The 16403-nt window shown below is 59.8% G+C and carries 15 protein-coding genes and 1 pseudogene; 6 read left to right on the forward strand and 10 right to left on the reverse strand.

All coding sequences use genetic code 11. From position 1 onward, the window contains the following. Positions 1-9: 9 nt before the first annotated feature. On the reverse strand, positions 10-573 hold the full coding sequence (locus tag HNQ72_RS04565; RefSeq protein ID WP_244654289.1) for a dual specificity protein phosphatase family protein: 564 nt from the start codon (positions 571-573) through the stop codon (positions 10-12). 235 nt (positions 574-808) lie between these two features. On the opposite strand from HNQ72_RS04565, the gene HNQ72_RS04570 reads away from it, so the two are divergent. After that, on the forward strand, positions 809-1846 hold the full coding sequence (locus HNQ72_RS04570; RefSeq protein ID WP_183989924.1) for a glycosyltransferase family 4 protein: 1038 nt from the start codon (positions 809-811) through the stop codon (positions 1844-1846). A 335-nt stretch (positions 1847-2181) separates the two neighbouring features. On the opposite strand, the gene der is transcribed toward HNQ72_RS04570, so the two are convergent. Further along, positions 2182-3609 (reverse strand): ribosome biogenesis GTPase Der, encoded by a 1428-nt coding sequence (gene der, locus HNQ72_RS04575; protein WP_183821330.1) that lies wholly within the window; start codon positions 3607-3609, stop codon positions 2182-2184. Between the two features lie 33 nt (positions 3610-3642). After that, positions 3643-4314, reverse strand: a complete 672-nt coding sequence (locus tag HNQ72_RS04580) for a tetratricopeptide repeat protein (protein WP_183989926.1) — start codon at positions 4312-4314, stop codon at positions 3643-3645. 371 nt (positions 4315-4685) lie between these two features. Between HNQ72_RS04580 and HNQ72_RS04585 the strand changes: the two genes are divergently transcribed. From HNQ72_RS04585 to HNQ72_RS04595, 3 genes and pseudogenes are all read left to right on the forward strand, one after another. Further along, positions 4686-5336 carry a hypothetical protein gene (locus tag HNQ72_RS04585; RefSeq protein ID WP_183989928.1) on the forward strand — a complete coding sequence of 217 codons (651 nt, stop codon included), beginning with the start codon at positions 4686-4688 and terminating at the stop codon, positions 5334-5336. A gap of 115 nt (positions 5337-5451) precedes the next feature. Further along, positions 5452-6456 (forward strand): polysaccharide deacetylase family protein, encoded by a 1005-nt coding sequence (locus tag HNQ72_RS04590; protein ID WP_183989930.1) that lies wholly within the window; start codon positions 5452-5454, stop codon positions 6454-6456. 109 nt (positions 6457-6565) lie between these two features. Further along, positions 6566-6943 (forward strand): annotated as a pseudogene (locus HNQ72_RS04595) (VanZ family protein); the annotation flags it as partial. A 437-nt stretch (positions 6944-7380) separates the two neighbouring features. Here HNQ72_RS04595 and sbmA read toward each other — a convergent pair. Together sbmA and HNQ72_RS04605 are read right to left on the reverse strand one after the other, a co-directional pair. Beyond that, positions 7381-8655, reverse strand: a complete 1275-nt coding sequence (sbmA, locus tag HNQ72_RS04600; protein ID WP_183989934.1) for a peptide antibiotic transporter SbmA — start codon at positions 8653-8655, stop codon at positions 7381-7383. A 123-nt stretch (positions 8656-8778) separates the two neighbouring features. Further along, positions 8779-9951, reverse strand: a complete 1173-nt coding sequence (locus tag HNQ72_RS04605; protein ID WP_244654290.1) for a YbfB/YjiJ family MFS transporter — start codon at positions 9949-9951, stop codon at positions 8779-8781. Between the two features lie 201 nt (positions 9952-10152). Between HNQ72_RS04605 and HNQ72_RS04610 the strand changes: the two genes are divergently transcribed. Further along, the gene (locus HNQ72_RS04610; protein ID WP_183989938.1) at positions 10153-10371 is read left to right on the forward strand and encodes a hypothetical protein; all 219 of its coding nucleotides are present in this window, start codon (positions 10153-10155) and stop codon (positions 10369-10371) included. Positions 10372-10420: 49 nt separating this feature from the next. On the opposite strand, the gene map is transcribed toward HNQ72_RS04610, so the two are convergent. Both map and HNQ72_RS04620 read right to left on the reverse strand, forming a co-directional pair. After that, positions 10421-11176: a type I methionyl aminopeptidase gene (gene map, locus HNQ72_RS04615; RefSeq protein ID WP_183989940.1), complete on the reverse strand. Its 756-nt coding sequence runs from the start codon at positions 11174-11176 to the stop codon at positions 10421-10423. 26 nt (positions 11177-11202) lie between these two features. Further along, positions 11203-12264, reverse strand: a complete 1062-nt coding sequence (locus HNQ72_RS04620) for an LLM class flavin-dependent oxidoreductase (RefSeq protein WP_183989942.1) — start codon at positions 12262-12264, stop codon at positions 11203-11205. A 198-nt stretch (positions 12265-12462) separates the two neighbouring features. On the opposite strand from HNQ72_RS04620, the gene HNQ72_RS04625 reads away from it, so the two are divergent. Beyond that, on the forward strand, positions 12463-14004 hold the full coding sequence (locus tag HNQ72_RS04625) for a cation:proton antiporter (RefSeq protein WP_183989944.1): 1542 nt from the start codon (positions 12463-12465) through the stop codon (positions 14002-14004). A 68-nt stretch (positions 14005-14072) separates the two neighbouring features. On the opposite strand, the gene HNQ72_RS04630 is transcribed toward HNQ72_RS04625, so the two are convergent. The 3 genes from HNQ72_RS04630 to HNQ72_RS04640 all read right to left on the reverse strand — a co-directional run bounded on the left by HNQ72_RS04630 (position 14073) and on the right by HNQ72_RS04640 (position 16398). Continuing rightward, a complete protein-coding gene (locus tag HNQ72_RS04630; RefSeq protein WP_183989946.1) occupies positions 14073-14534 on the reverse strand; it encodes an SRPBCC family protein in 462 nt (153 codons plus the stop codon). Positions 14535-14647: 113 nt separating this feature from the next. Further along, positions 14648-15409, reverse strand: coding sequence for an ABC transporter ATP-binding protein (locus HNQ72_RS04635; RefSeq protein ID WP_183989948.1), 762 nt, complete (start codon positions 15407-15409; stop codon positions 14648-14650). Further along, positions 15406-16398 (reverse strand): FecCD family ABC transporter permease, encoded by a 993-nt coding sequence (locus HNQ72_RS04640; protein WP_183991306.1) that lies wholly within the window; start codon positions 16396-16398, stop codon positions 15406-15408. The genes HNQ72_RS04635 and HNQ72_RS04640 overlap by 4 nt, the downstream gene beginning before the upstream one ends. Positions 16399-16403: the final 5 nt, after the last annotated feature.

Genomic DNA, 16403 nt, shown 5'->3' on the forward strand with positions numbered 1-16403 from the left:
AAGAGACGGTCAGAAACCGATCGTCTCTTCGAACTCGTCCCAGGACTGGTACATCGCATAACGACCGATGCCCCGGATCGGAATATGCCCGTAATAGGGTGAAAGCTGCAGTTCGGAGAAAAGCTCGCTACGCTTGGCAACCGCACCGACATAGATTGCCGATGCAAGCCCGGTGCGGTTTGCGCCGTGTTCGCAGTGTATCAGGATCGGCTTTTCTGCAGTCCTCATGATTTCGGCCAGCCGTTCGCTCTGCTCGACCGGCACGAATCTTCCGGAGCTTAGCGGAAAATCGATCAGCGTTACGCCGTTCTCTTCGGCCGACGCCTTCTCTTCCTCATACCAATCCCCGCGGCGCTCATTGCGCAGGTTTATGATCGTTTTGACGCCATATCGCGTCGCCGCTTTATCGATCTGCGCGTCACCCGGCTGGCCCGAGCGGTAAAGCTCACCCGGAATGACTTCATGGAAGTTACCGATCATCTGGTTCACGCCCATATGGATGCCGATAGCGGCAATCGGGGCGATAAGAACGGCAGCGGCAATTTTGATCGAACGCAGGGTCACTAAAATCACTCACAACATCATATGCCGCTGAGATAGGACTTCATCTGCCGCACTGCAAACACGAAATGACGGTCTGTGTCGTTTCGCCAGATGAGAAGGCGATGAGGAGCGCCATGCAACGACCTTCATGACATGCTTCATCCGCCTGTCATGAACTTTGCCGATAGAGGGCTGTAACCGCATCCTTTCGCGCGAGTCGCCAAGGAAGCGACCACCGGATCGGCAACGAGGCTTTGGGCCACGCATGACCAGAATTACCATCGTGACAGATGCATGGTACCCGCAGGTAAACGGCGTCGTCCGCTCGATCGAGAACACCAACCGCGAACTGACCCGCATGGGCGTCGAGGTGGTCATGGTCACGCCGAAGGATTTCGCCAGCATCCCCTGCCCCACCTATCCCGAGATCAGGCTCTCCGTCACCACTTTCGCCCAGGTTGCCGGCGCGATTGAAAAGACCTTGCCCACCGCCGTCCATATCGCAACCGAGGGGCCGCTCGGACTGATGGCCCGCCGCTGGTGCCTGAAGAACGGCATGCCGTTCTCGACCAGCTATCACACCCGCTTTCCCGAATATGTGGCAGCCCGCTTTCCGGTTCCGATCCGCTGGATGCAGGCTTTTGTCCGCTGGTTCCACAATGCCGGTAATGGCTGCATGGTCGCGACCGCAAGCCTCGAGCGCGAACTATCAAGGATAGGTATACGCAATCTCCTGCGCTGGAGCCGTGGCATCGATCAGACCACGTTTCACCCGATGAACCTCGAGGAGCGCCCCTTCGATCTCCCTCGCCCTATTTTCCTGACGGTCGGCCGCGTTGCGGTTGAAAAAAACCTTCCCGCCTTTCTCGATCTCGACCTGCCCGGCTCGAAGGTCGTGGTCGGTGATGGCCCAGCCCTGGCTGAACTGAAGAAACGTTATCCGAACGTGCTCTTTACCGGCATGAAGACCGGTGAGGATCTCGCCCGCGCCTATGCCCAGGCGGATGTCTTCGTTTTCCCGTCCAGGACCGATACGTTTGGCAACACCATTCTCGAAGCTCTGGCGAGCGGCGTTCCCGTCGCAGCCTATCCGGTCATGGGACCGGTCGACATTATCGAGCAAGGTTCCGGCGCTGGTGCGCTGGATGACGATCTCAAGGCCGCATGCCTGAGGGCACTCGGTTGCCGTCGCGAAGACGCAAGCCAACTCGCCCGCAGCTACACCTGGGAAGCGGCCTCGAAACAGTTTCTCGGCAATGTCCTCAAAGCCCAGGCCAACCGTGCATTGCCCGCAGCGGAATGAACCACGATCATCGCTGATGCGATTGGCGCTTCATTGAGTTTTAGGAATACAGCGGTTCAGCCGCCATTCCCGTCACGTTGGCGAAAATAGAAAACGCTGCCGACACCGAGACAGATAGCCGCGACGAGACCCACTGCAATCATGTGATCCTCCCGATCATGAAATCGGCGCTGCAAGGCAGCCCGACCGAAATCCGGCTTGCAGGTCCTCCAACCGCACAAGCCAGAGATGCAGTGCATCACGAATTGCTAAATAGTGCAAGCCGACGCCGAATACCGCCCTGATGGCTGGCCTTGGCAATATCAGGAGTGATTCCGATCCGTCAGGAAAGAAGCTTAGCGCTTCTTCCTGCGGTTCTCGAACGGGTTGTCACCTGCCTTGAAATGGATGCGGATCGGTACGCCCGGCATCTGGAAATCATTGCGCAATCCGTTGATCATGTAGCGGATATAGCTTTCCGGCAACGCGTCGGGCCGCGTGCAGGACACCATGAAGGCCGGCGGGCGCGCCTTAACCTGGGTCATGTATTTCAGCTTCAGGCGGCGGCCGGAAACTGCCGGTGGCGGATGCTGGACCTGCGTTCCTTCCAGCCATTTGTTGAGCTTGGCCGTCGAGATGCGCTTGTTCCAAACCTTGTCGGTAGCGACGATTTCCTGCATCAGCTTGTCGAGGCCGTAGCCCGTCTGGCCGGAAATCGGCACGGCACGCAGGCCGCGCGCCTGCGGCAAGAGCCGTTCGGTCTTTTCGCGCAACTCGGCCAGAACCGCTTGCGGATCTTCGATCAGGTCCCACTTGTTGAACGCGAGCACGGCGGCACGACCTTCGCGCAACACGAGGTCGGCGAGCTGCAGGTCCTGCTTTTCGAACGGGATCGTCGCATCGAAGACGATGACGACGGTTTCGGCAAAGCGGATCGACCGAAGCGAATCTGCGACGGACAGTTTTTCGAGTTTTTCGGTCACCCGCGCCTTGCGACGCATGCCAGCGGTATCGAACATCTTGATCGTGCGACCGCGCCAGTCCCATTCGACCGAGATCGAATCGCGCGTAATACCCGCTTCCGGTCCGGTCAGAAGTCGGTCTTCGCCGAGAAACCGGTTGATCAGCGTCGACTTTCCGGCATTCGGGCGGCCGATAATGGCGACGCGCAGCGGCTTTGTCTCGTCATATTCGGCATCGTCGTCAGCCTCGTCGCCGAGAACGGAATCCCTGACGTCGACATCCGTGATCGCCTCGAAGTCGTCACCGTCTTCCGGGAACGCTCTTTCCCGGCCAATCGCCTCGACGATTGCGTCGCGCAGGTCGATCATGCCCTGGCCGTGTTCGGCGGAAATCGGTACCGGCTCGCCAAGGCCGAGCGTGAAGGCATCGTAGAAGCCGCCATCCGATCCCTTGGCTTCGGACTTGTTGGCAACCAGCACGACCGGCTTGCCGGAGCGGCGCAAAAGCTCGCCGAAAGTCTTGTCGAGCGGCGTCAGACCGGACTTGGCATCGACGACGAACAGCGTCAGATCCGCCTCGTCGATCGCGGCTTCCGTCTGGGCGCGCATGCGGCCTTCGAGCGTATCGGCACCGGCCTCTTCCAGACCGGCGGTATCGATGATGGTGAAACGCAGGTCAACGAGCTTCGCATCGCCCGGACGACGGTCGCGGGTAACACCCGGCGTGTCATCGACAAGCGCCAGCTTCTTGCCAACCAGACGGTTGAAAAGCGTGGACTTGCCGACATTCGGACGTCCGACGATGGCGACGGTGAAGCTCATAGTGTTTTCCTCAAGCCCTTATCCTGAACGGAATTAGGGCGCCTTGCCGGTGGCGGCGATATTGTCGAGCATGATTTGCGCGCGGTTCACAACATTACGCGGTGCGCCTGCATCGTTGACGATTTGCTGGAACCACTGCTTGGCCTGCGGCATGTTTCCTGCCTTGTAGGCGGAAAGGCCGAGCGCCTCGCGCGCGGAGTTGGCCAGAACATGACCCTGCGCCGAGAGGATTTCCGCCTCAGCAGCAACCTGCTCGTAAGTGCCGGTATCGACCAGAATGAAGGCGGCGCGCATCTTGGCGAGATCGCGAACAGCCTGCGGTGCTGCATTGTCGTTTCCGACTTGCCTGTAGATCTCGACGGCCGCAGCCGCATCGCCCTTGGCCTGCTGCACGGAAGCTGCGCGCATCTTCGCGAGTACGGGATAGGCGCCTGTGCCATCCTTCTCGATTGCACCAAGGGCTGAAAGCGCCTCGTCGTTCTTGCCTTCAGAAGCAAGCGTCAGGGCCGCGATGAAGCGGTCGCCAGACTGCGAAGAGGCATGGTTGTCCCAATATTCATAACCGCGCCAGGCGGCCGTACCGATGACGATCGCTACCGCGACACCAATCGCGATCCGGCCGTAACGCCTCCAGGCGTTCTTCAGCTGGTCTGAGCGAAGCTCTTCGTTCACTTCACGGAAAAAACTGTCGTCGTTATGCGCCATCGAAGTCTCCGGCCCGCGTCAAGGGGCCAATCCTGGGTCGGTCGTCCGGCCAAAGCTCCGCCTGAGGCAAACAATTGGTCGGGAAAGCGCCTTCTAGCCTATTTTCCTTAGGATGTAAGGCCCCCCATGCAAAACGAGAGAGCTTATTGAAGCAACGCACTGATAAAGCTTGAAACCCACCGATCACGGACGCGTTACCCCGCCCCTTGCCGCCACAATCAATTAGCGTATGCTTTCCAAGGCGAAATTTCGCGCAATGACATGCATCTCTGGACATGACGGCCAGTGTTTAGCTCTTATTGCCGCCTTCGTACCGACAGACTGCATCTCGTCATTGCGATCGCTCAGAGGAGACTCGGGAGGTCGGCTCGATGCAAAGAGTTTACGCAGCTCTGGCTTTTGCCACACTGGCCGTGATTATGTGTCCGCCATCTGCAGAGGCCGGCGATTGGTTAGATTGGCAGTGGTACGGGCTGACCGGTCCCTGCGATGAGAAATGCGCCGTCATGGTTTTCGGCGGCAAGTTCGTCGAGACCCCGATGGAGGACATTTTTCTCGGAGGGGACCTCTCCCCTTTCGGCTGGGATTATGGCGATAGCGGCTTTGTCGGCGTCTCCGCCTCCCGCACGGTAGCGAGCTTCTGGCAGGAACGCTTTGCGATCGAAACCGAACTCGGTGTCGGCAAGCGGTTTGGCAGCATGCACGAATCCGAAGTGTGGGCGGCCCTGTTTCTCCGCTACAGCGATTTCCCCTGGAACGATTACATCTACACGACCATAGCTGCCTCCACCGGCCTCAACTACGCCAGCGGTATTTCGCAAGAGGAAAAGGCCCGCGCAGGCAATGATCGCGGCGATCGGCTGCTCCATTATCTCGCCCCGGAAATCACCTTCGCATTACCTGAGAACAAGTCGAGAGAGCTTGTCGTCCGCTTCCATCATCGGTCCGGAGCCTATGGTTTGATCAGCGATGCGGATGGTGGCGTCCAGTATTTAACGATCGGGCTTCGGCTGCGGTTCTGATGCCGTCGATTGCAGACAAGCGGTATCCTTTATGTAGACAATCAAAGCTTCGCCTTATTCGCTGGTCAAGAGCACTCCGATATTGCCAGTTCATTCGTAGAATCAGGAAATAGTGATGCGTCTTCGACCCTTGGCCACCCTGCTTGCCGCCCTCACCGTATCGACAGGTGCAATGGCGCAAGATGTGGGGCAAAGGCCAAAGCAGTTGCTGATGATCTCCTTTGACGGCGCGGGCTCGAATGCCCTTTGGCAGCGTAGCCGCGATTTTGCCCGCAACAACAATGCCCATTTCACCTATTTTCTTTCCTGCACGCTGGTCATCCCGCGTGCAGACAAGGCCCGATACCAGGGACCGGACAAGAAAGCAGGCCGCTCCAACATCGGCTTTGCACAGGATATTCCCGAAGCGAAAGAACGGCTCGGTCATATCTGGCAGGCGCATCAGGAAGGCCATGGCATATCCAGCCATACCTGCGGCCATTTCGACGGAAAAGACTGGTCGGAGGCAGAGTGGCGGCAGGAAATGACGAGCTTTCACGATGTGATGACCAATGCCTGGAAGGCAATCGGTGCGTCGGCCGACGAGCCGCAGGGCTGGCGCGACTTCATCGACAACGACATTCGCGGTTTCCGCGCGCCCTATTTCTCCACCAGCACTGGCATGACGGAGGCGGAGAAGAAGACGGGCTTCCAGTATGACGCAAGCCTCGTCACCAAGGGACCGATGATGCCGGAGACCAAAGGCGACCTTATCCGCTTCGGCCTGCCGCTGATCCCCGAAGGTCCGCAGCAGCGGCCGATCATCGCCATGGACTACAATCTCTTCGTCCGCCACTCGGCCGGCATCGACAATCCCAGCCGCTCGGCCGAATTCGAGGAGCGCGCCTATTCCGCCTTCCGCGCCGCATTCGACAAGCAGTATGATGGAGATCGCATTCCCATGCAGATCGGCCTGCATTTCGTCGAGATGAACGCCGGCGCCTATTGGCGGGCGATGGAGCGGCTCGCCTCGGAAGTCTGCAACAAGGCCGATGTCGCCTGCGTCAGCTATACCGAAGCGATCCGTATGTTGGGCGAGCGACGCTCGTCACCGGCAAACGGCAGCAATTCCGCCGGATAACCGCCATTTGCTGCACTGCCGCAAAATTGCCGCTCACGTGATATTTATCTCTTGTCCATAGTCTCGACGGCTTACGCCGCTTCCGACCTCCTCCCGCTCACGGTATCACAATTCCATGACACGATTGATGACGTCACGCCTGATCAAGCTTCTGCCATGGCTGGCGCTCGCGGCTATCATTTTTGCGACGGTTTCCCCGATACGCCTGCGCCCGCAGGATTTCGCCTCGGTGGACATCGATCGCGCCGGTGCCTTTGCCGTCATGTCGCTGCTTTTCGTGCTGGCCTACCCGCGGCAATGGCTGCTTTGCGGCGTCCTCGTCATCCTCGGCGCCGGAGGCATCGAACTGCTGCAATACCTGTCGCCGACCAGGCATGCACATCTCGACGATGCCGTGGTCAAGGCCGCAGGCGCTGCTATCGGCTGCCTGATGGGCTGGACGCTCAACCGCATGATCGCTCGTTTTCGCGCACCCGTCGCCGCCTGACCGATCTTCCACCCAACCGTGGACAAATGCCGCGATCACGCGTTCCGGCATTCTAGATTTCAACCACTTCCCTCTTTTTCATCCCCGCCTCATCCCCGCTCCAAAAACACGCGTGATAATCGGCGCGTCATCGGATGGGAAACCGGGCTCGCGCGAACCGGCCTCCTCAACGGGTTCGAAGAGCCAGTTCCGGTGATGGTCGCAGATGGTGTGAGCGGAGAGCCTGACAAGTCCTCCACAAGTCATCGGAAGCGGTCGGGGCAGGCAAAACCTGAACCACAAAATGCGATCGAATACCTGCCTGCCTCACTCCCAACATGGGCAGATCGCACCGGCCACTCTCGATCATCAAGCCAATGCGATCCCCCGAAACGCAGAACCGCGCCGGATCGACAAATCCGGCGCGGCCAAAACTGTGTGCTTTCGATGACGGAGGATCAGGTCGGCTTGTTCGCCGCCATCTCGCCGCCTTCGGCCTCGCGCTCGAGATAACGCTGATCGATATCCGGCAGCGGACCACCATCGATCGCAGCCTCGAACGCCTTGAGGCGTTTGTGGATCGACAAAAGCTCGATGATCGTCGTCCAGGAATTGACCAGATACTGGAACGAGTTCGACACCTGACCGAAGGCCGTCGCGATCTGCTGGTAGATACCGTAGGTGATCTTGCCTGCGACGATGGTCGGGACCAGCATGAACAGCAGGAACAGCGCATCCGCCTGGATGTAGAAATAGCGGGCGACATTGAAATACAGATAATGCCAGTACATGCGGAAATAGTTCGTCCGCACGTTGGCGTAAAGCTCCTTCACCGTAAGCGGCTGCGCGCGATCGGCATGGTCCTCGCCGTAAACGAGTTCCTTGCGATAGGCGGCTTCGACGCGCTGGTTGCGGAAGTTCAGGCCCGGTAGCTTGATACCAACTGTTGCCAGTAGCACGGTACCGAAAGCCGCCCAGAAGATAGCCAGCCAGAACAGCGCATGCGGAATGGCCCCGATGATCGGCAGTTCCGTCACATATCCGGAAAGGCCGAACAGGATCGGCAGGAAGACGACCAGCGTCATGACCGAATTGATCAGGCTGATCCCGAGGCCTTCAAGCGTGGAGGAAAACCGCATCGTGTCTTCCTGCACACGCTGCGAGGCGCCTTCGATATGGCGCAACTGCTCCCACTTGGACATATAGAAATCGTTCATCGCCGTACGCCAGCGGAAGATGTAGTGGCTGGTGAAAAAGTCCGTCAGGATCGACACCGTCATGCTGACAAACGCTACCTGCGCGAAGATCATCATCAGGCTGTAGAAATCCCATGCAGTCCCCCCCTTGCCCGAAAGTGCATTCATCAGCGTATCGCCGAAAGGCCTGCGCCAGTTATTGATCACGACCGAAACCTGCACACCAAAATAGGTGACGGCGATGATCAGCAACGACCCCCAGACGGACCAGCCGATCCATGGATTTTCTTTGGCAATGAAGGACCATGCCGCGCCGAAAAGCAGAAGGCAGATCGCGAAATACGCATAGAAATAGAGGTTCGAAGGCATGATGAAATAGGTCAGGTCATAGGGCTCTGAAGCCCCTTCCGGCAGGCCGAAGCCCGCTCGGTCGCCTATCCCTGCAAAGATGAAATACCAGGCGAGAATGGCAACGAAGGACCAGGCGGCCGCTGAAATGAAGAACAATTTCGGGCGGGGAAAGAAGGAATGGAACACGGAGCGGATGCTTTCCTGAGTTCGGAGCTGCGGGGTGCGGTGTTAGGGCGCGAAATTATGTCAATCGCATGGATGCGGCAATGGCCGCACCGCTTTGTTACGCATTTGTAACCACGTTCCTACTCAAGGAATACGTTTCGCCACTATTGCCGCCAGCACGACGCAGACGACGAGCACACCCGTCGCAATCAACGTCGGTAGGGCAAAGCTTCCACTCTTCTCAGCAGCCCAGCCGGCCACCAGCGGGCCGACGATCTGCCCGACGCCGAAAGCGGCGGTCATCGAAGCCAGTGCACGGCGTGGGCTTTCCGGTGCAAGCTTGCCGCCGAGCTGCAATCCGTATGCGGTGATCACCATGAAGGTCGCACCGAGCAGGAGGCCACCGAAAAGCGCACCGGCCGTCGGCGGCAGAAGCACGGAACAGACAACCCCGATCGCAAGCACCGTCATCGCCACCGTATAGGATCTGGCAAGCCCGGCTCGGATCGCCAGCGGATGCCAGACGAGAAGCGAGACTGCAGCCGCGCAGCCGGTGACGAACCAGGCGAGGAATTCGACGATTGGCCCGGCATCCCCCTGCCTTGCGATCGTCACCAGGAATGTCGCGGTAATCACATAACCGAAACCGAACAGGCCATAGGACGTCGTCAGCAGCACCAGCGGCAGCTTCCATTTGAGCCGCGGCTCCACCCGACGCTCCGTCATGCCATGCGGTCGCGGCAACATCCATTGAACGACAAGCAGGGTCGCAAGCGTGATCGCGGCACCTGCCAGCCAGTTGATCCGCCAGCCATGCGCCGCATCACCTGCCGATGTATTGACGACCAGCGCCAGCGCCGAGGACAGGGCAATCCCCGCCCCTACGCCGCCGAAATGCAGAAAATTGACGACATGTCCCTGTTTGCCGCAATTACGCGCATAGGGGAGCACGATCGAGGAGGTCAGAATCATCGCCAATGCACTTGCAAGGCCTGCGAGAAAGCGGATGACAACGAATGCAGGAACCGATGTGGTCAATGCCATGGCTGCCATCAGCATGGCGGTAGAGGCCAAAGCGGAAAGCGCAATCACTCTTTCGCGGCCTGCCGCCCACCCCTGCCCCGCAAGGATCGCTCCTGCCAGATATCCGGCGAAATTGCCGGCAGCGATATAGCCTGCATCTGCCGAAGAGATCGGAATGCCGGCGATCATGCCAGGCAGGACCGGTGTATAGAAGAAGCGGCCAAAGCCCATGGCAGCGGCCATGGCGATCGCGCCGGAAAGGCCGACGAGACGAAGATTTACTCGAGGGGTCATGTCCATCACCCGCTTATGGCAGCGCTGGATGCACCGCACAAATCAGCATTTTTCATCGACTCCGGAATATTTTGAATGATTCTACGTGAAAAGCAGGTGCAGTAACGAATTGGTGCATCGCATGCGGTCATTTGTCTTGTTGTTGACACGAATGACCTTCATGGTCTGCTTCGTGCCAAATCAACAGACGGGAGGCGCAAAATGGATCGTGACCTGACCGTATCGGAAGTGCTGGTGGACCCGCTGATCGCGCAGCTGCGCAAGGCGGACCTGATCGGTAATGCCGCATTCGCTCAACTTCTGGAAAGTGCTGCCCGCGTTCAGGCGCGCCGCTCGATCGACAATCTCGGCGAAGAACGTGCAAGCGCCTTTTATTGCGCTATCGAAGCCGCCAATCGCGCGCAGGCCTGCCTCCGCTGACCAATATTTTCCGGTCGCCGCATTTGCCGCGACCGGCTCATGACCACCCTTAATTTGCCAGAGTAAGAATAAGCGGCCCGTTCTTGGTCGCAACGATCGTGTGTTCGTATTGCACGGTCGGTGCATTCGGGTCGCTGTAGAGAGTCCACGGATCGTCGTTGTCGCCGTCTTCGGCCCATGTACCACCGAGCGACAGGAACGGCTCGACGGTGAAGACCAGCCCCTCTTCCATGATTCGGCGCTCGCTCTTTTCCGGCCAGGTCGGAATTTCCTTCGGCTCGTCATGCAGGGTCAGGCCGATGCCGTGGCTGGAAAGATTGGTGATCAGCGTATAGCGGTTCTTCTTGGCAAACGCGCCAATCGAATTGCCGATGCCGGCAATCGGAGCGCCGGCCTTGACCTGCTGCAGCCCGGTCCAGAGCGCGCGCTTGCCATCACGGCAAAGCTTTTCGATCTCGCGGCGAACCGGCGGCACCGCATAAGATGCGCCGCAATCGCCGAAGAAACCGTCCTTCACCGCCGAAACGTCGATATTGACGAGATCACCCGCCTTGATCACCCTGCCGCCCGGAATGCCGTGCGCAACCTCTTCGTTGACGCTGATGCAGGTCGCGCCGGGAAACTGGTAGCAGGTCTCCGGCGCCGATTGCGCGCCGTTATCCTCAAGCAGCTTGCGGCCGATATCGTCCAGTTCCTTGGTGGTGATCCCCGGCTCCAGCGACTTCGCCATCGTCTCCATCGCCTGGGCGCAAAGCCGGCCGATTGCCTTCAGCTTGTCGAGTTCGTCTTCACTGGAGATTACCATTAAGAGTCGCTTCCTCGTCTGTGTTCTTAGTTTGACTGCGATGTGACCCGCTCCGCCGATCCGGTCAATTCCTTTCTGACGATCGGCGCCACCTTGGTACCGTAAAGCTCAATACCGCGCATGATCTGATCATGCGGCATGAGGCCGATTGCCATCTGCAGCAGAAACCGGTCCATCTTGAACACGCGGTGGGCGGCAATGATCTTTTCGGCCACCAGTTCCGGCTCGCCGACGAAAAGATTGCCAAGGGCAGAGCGGGCCTGATCGAAATGCTCCCGGCTCGTCGGCCCCCAGCCCCGCTCGCGGCCAAGCCGGTTCATCACTTCCGACTGCGGACCGTAAAACTGGTCCGCAGCAACCTGCGTTGTATCGGCAATGAAGCCGTGGACATTGATGCTGGTCTTCAACTTCGCCGGATCATGGCCCGCATTCTCGCCCGCCTCGCGATAGAGATCGGCAAACGGCTTGAAGCGCGGATATTCCCCGCCGATGATCGCGATTGCCAGAGGCAGGCCGAGTGAGCCGGCACGTACGACCGATTGAGGTGTGCCGCCGACCGCGATCCAGACCGGCAACTGCTCCTGCAAGGGCCGCGGATAGACCCCATGCCTGTTGATCGGCGCACGCATCTGGCCCTTCCAGTTGACGATCTCTTCGTCGCGGAGCTTGAGCAGCAGGTCCAGCTTTTCGGTGAAGAGTTCGTCATAGTCTCCCAGATCGTAACCGAACAGCGGGAAGGACTCGATGAACGAGCCGCGACCGGCCATGATCTCGGCACGCCCGCCGGAAATCAGGTCGACGGTCGAAAATTGCTGGAACACCCGAACCGGATCGTCGGAACTCAACACCGTGACGGAACTGGTCAGCCGGATATTCCTGGTGATCGCAGCCGCTGCGGCAAGCACGGTCGATGGCGAAGAGATCACGTAATCGGGACGGTGATGTTCTCCAAGCCCGAAGACGTCGAGCCCCACCTCGTCGGCAAGCTTGATCTCCTCGAGAAGATTGTTGAGCCGCTTTGCGCCCTCGACACCCTTGTTAAGAGCGCCGGCGTCCATATCGCCGAATGTATGAAGCCCGAGTTCCATGGAAGATCCTGTCATCTGCGCGAAGGTGGAATATTTCTACGCTTCAGATAGAGACCGCAGACCTCAAGCGCAAACCGCAAACCATCGAACTTACCGTTCGACAAATTCGATAGCTGCGCTAATTTTCGATGGCCGCATCGCTGACAATCGTCAAGTTTAACGTCATTCCATTTTCATATCGCCGGGAGATGGGGAACCATGAGCTTCTTCGAAAGCCTTCTCGTCCTGATCCTCGTGGCGATCATGCTTCTGCAGCTGTCGCGGCGGCTGAGGATGCCCTATCCATCCATGCTGGCTTTGGCAGGAGCTGCGGTGGCGCTCATTCCGGGTACGCCGGTGATCAATATCGACCCGGCAACGGCACTCGCCTTGTTCATTGCACCGGCCCTTCTCGATGCCGCCTTCGATTTCCCGCTCGGCACCGCCAAGCGCTTCTGGCTGCCGCTCGTCGCCTTCGCCATCGGCGGTGTCATCGTGACTGCCGCGTCCGTTGCCTGGGTCGGCTCGACCTTTGCCGGCCTGCCGATCGCGGCAGCCGTGGTGCTTGGCGCGATCGTCGCCCCGCCTGATGCCGCCGCCGCCACGGCCATGCTCTCGGCCGTTTCGATCCCGCGCGAAACCGATACGATCCTGCGCGGTGAAAGCCTGTTCAACGATGCAGCCGCCCTCCTCATCTTCGATGCAGCACTTGCCATTCAGTCCGCAGGTCACCTCGATACCGAGGTCGGCCTGCATCTGGCGCTCGCAGTCCCCGGCGGCATCATCTTCGGCATTCTCGCCGCCCGTCTGATCCGCCGTCTGACGCTCTCTGTCAGCGGTACGCTCGGCGGCAACGTCATGCAGTTTGCCCAGACTTTTCTGCTGTGGATCATAGCCACGCGACTTCACCTCTCCGCCGTTCTTGCCGTCGTCGCCTGCGGCATGACGCTGGCGCAGATGTCGGAAGCGCGTTCGTCGGCTCGCATGCGGGTCCAGTCCTATGCCGTATGGAGCGCCGCCGTCTTCGTGCTGAACGTCATGGCCTTCCTGTTGATGGGCATGCAGGCCCGCGCCATCCTGTCCGACATGGAGCCCGGCCATCTGGGCGACGCCGTCACTTTCGCCGGCCTCGTCGTCATCACCGTCATCGTCGTCAGGCTCATCGTCTGCATCGGCTTCAACCGCATCCACGCCTATTACGCCCTTCGCGCCGGCCGGCCCGAACCGGCAACCATGAAGCAGGCAGTGCTTGCCGGATGGTGCGGCATGCGCGGTCTGGTCACGCTCGCCACCGCCTTTGCCCTGCCTGCGGATTTCCCTCAGCGTGACATGGTCGTCCTTGCCGCCTTCGCCGTCGTTCTCGCAACCCTCGTGGCGCAGGGCCTGACGCTCATCCCGCTGATAAGATGGCTGGACCTCGACCGCACGGCGGACAGTTTTCGCGAAGTGACCAAGCTGCGCGCCCATATCGCCCGAGCAGGTTTTATGACGCTCGAAAACGCCACCGGCGCGGAGGCGGAGATGCTGCGCAACAATTTCAAGCTGGAAAAGCACGGCAACCTGCATGCGGAAGGCGCATCAGCGCTGGCAACCTATCGCCGGCTGGCACTCGACGCGATCAACGCCCAGCGCGAAACCCTCGAACAGCTGCGCGAGGATAACAAGCTCACTGTCGACGAATACAATCTTTTCCTCGAGGAGATCGACTGGCGCGAACTTTCCGTCCTGCCGGAAGAGGATCGCCGGATCCAGGAGATCTGACCCGTGCCCGGCGACTGAATCACTTCTTCAGCCCGCCGGGATATCCGCCTGAAAAGACTCTTTTTTCCTCAGATCGTCTTCGCCAGTTCAGCCATCTGGTCGGCAACGATCCCCCAGCCCTCTTCGAAGCCCATTTCCTGATGCGCCTTCATGTCATCTTCGTTCCAGTGCACAGCGGTCGCCGTGTAGCGCGAGCGACCGTTACCCAGATCCTCGAATTCGAGAATGCCGGTCATGAACGGCTTTTCCGACGGCACCCATCCGGCGGTATAGGCATCGGTGAAGACCAGCTTGCGGCCCGGCACGACTTCCAGATAGACGCCCGGGTTGGGGATCTTCTCACCGTTCGGGCCTTCCATCAGCACGAAACTTTCGCCACCCGGGCGAAGGTCCGAGCGTGCTTCGGTCACTTTCCAAGGAAGCGGGCAGAACCACTCGCCGAACCGTTCCGGCGTTGTCCACACCTTGAAGAGCTTTTCGGCGGGCACGTCGAATTCGCGGGTAAGCTGCAGCTTGTAGGTGGCGGTCATCGGTCCTGTCTCCCTTTGAGGTCCTGTTCATCGTATCGGATGGTGAACCTAGGACGAAGGGGAAGACAGGAAACCGACACGGCCGGAGATTTTTCTTCTCCGGCCCTCAAGACCTATCGCAGATAGTAGATATGCGGCCGCGCGTGATGCGGCGAGGTTTCCACCCGCGCATCGACGCAAAACACATCTCGCAGCAGATCCTGCGTCAGGATCTCTTCCGGCGCACCCGACGCGACGATCCTGCCCTTCTGCATGATGATCAGCCGGTCGCAGAACATTGCCGCGTGATTGAGGTCATGCAGCGCGATGATGCTCGTCACCGGCAGGTTGGAGACAAGCCGCATCAGGCTGATCTGGTGCTGGATGTCGAGATGGTTGGTCGGCTCGTCGAGAATGAGTTCCTGCGGCGACTGCGCCAGCGCACGGGCGATATGTGCGCGCTGTTTCTCGCCGCCGGAAAGGCTCTGCCAGCGGTCATTACGCTTTTCCACCATGCCGGCCCGCTCCAGTGCTTCCGAAACAGCGTCATCATCCGCCTTGGACCAGCCGGAAAACATCGAGCGGTGCGGAAACCGTCCGAGCTTGACCACATCGATGACCTTGAGATTGGAATTGGTCGTCGCATGCTGTTCGACGAAGGCGACGCGCTGCGCCATCGCGCGGCGGCCGATGCTCCTGATGTCCCGGCCTTCGAGCGTGACGGTTCCCGAATGCGGCTTCTTCAGCCCTGCAAGCAACCGCAAAAGCGAAGTCTTGCCGGAACCGTTCGGCCCCAGAAGCCCGAGCATCTGGCCGGGCTGCGCTTCGAAGGAGACGCCATCGAGAATGGTCTTGGCACCGATCTTCCAGGTAAGATTGTCTGTCCTGATGCTCATGACACCCTCTGGAAACGATAGAGGATAACCGCGAAGAACGGCACGCCAACAAGTGCGGTCACCACACCGATCGGCAGGACCTGCTGCGGGATCAGCGCCCTGGAGGCGATATCCGCCAGCACCATGAAGATTGCACCGACAATGGCGCAGGCGGGCAGAAGGCGGATGTGCAGCGGCCCGACCACGAAACGCGCCGCATGCGGCACGACGAGGCCGACGAACCCGATCGTGCCGACCATCGAGACGATCGTCGCCGTCATCATTGCGGTGAGCGCAAAAAGAATGATCCGCGCCCAGGCGACATTGACGCCGAGCGAGGCTGCGGCCTCATCGCCGAAGGCAAAGGCATCGAGCACCCGCGCATAACACAGGCAGATGATCAGGCAGACACCGACAACGACCGAGACCAGCATGAATTCCGGCCAGCGCACGCCGCCGAAACTGCCGAGCAGCCAGAACATCACGTCACGCGCCTGCTGCGCGTTGCCGGATGTGGTGACGATATAGGAGGTCGCGGCATTAAAGAGCTGCGAAGCTGCGACACCGGCAAGAATGGTGCGGTCCGCCCCTCCCCGCGTGCCGTTGGACAACAGCGCCACGAAGAAGAAGGCAGCGAATGCGCCGGCAAAGGCACCGGCCGACAGCGACACCGTGCCGGCACCGAGCCCGAGAATGACAATCGCGACGGCACCGGTCGAGGCGCCGGCGGAAATGCCGAGCACGTAAGGCTCGGCCAGCGGATTGCGTAGCAAAGACTGCATTATGGCACCGGAGAGAGCCAGTCCCGCGCCGCAGAAGGCCGCGACCAGCGCACGGCTGAGACGGTAATCCCAGATCACCGTCTCATGGATGCGGTTGAGTTCGATCGCCGTCCAGCCCAGCCGATTGGTTATCGCCGCATAGGTGGTCGACAGCGGGATCGGCAGATCGCCTATCCCGACACTGACACCGACGACCAGCGCGATAGCCGCAAGCGAGACCAGCAGCAGCGCCG

It is taken from the genome of Aliirhizobium wenxiniae, assembly GCF_014201355.1.
Classification (GTDB): domain Bacteria; phylum Pseudomonadota; class Alphaproteobacteria; order Rhizobiales; family Rhizobiaceae; genus Neorhizobium; species Neorhizobium wenxiniae.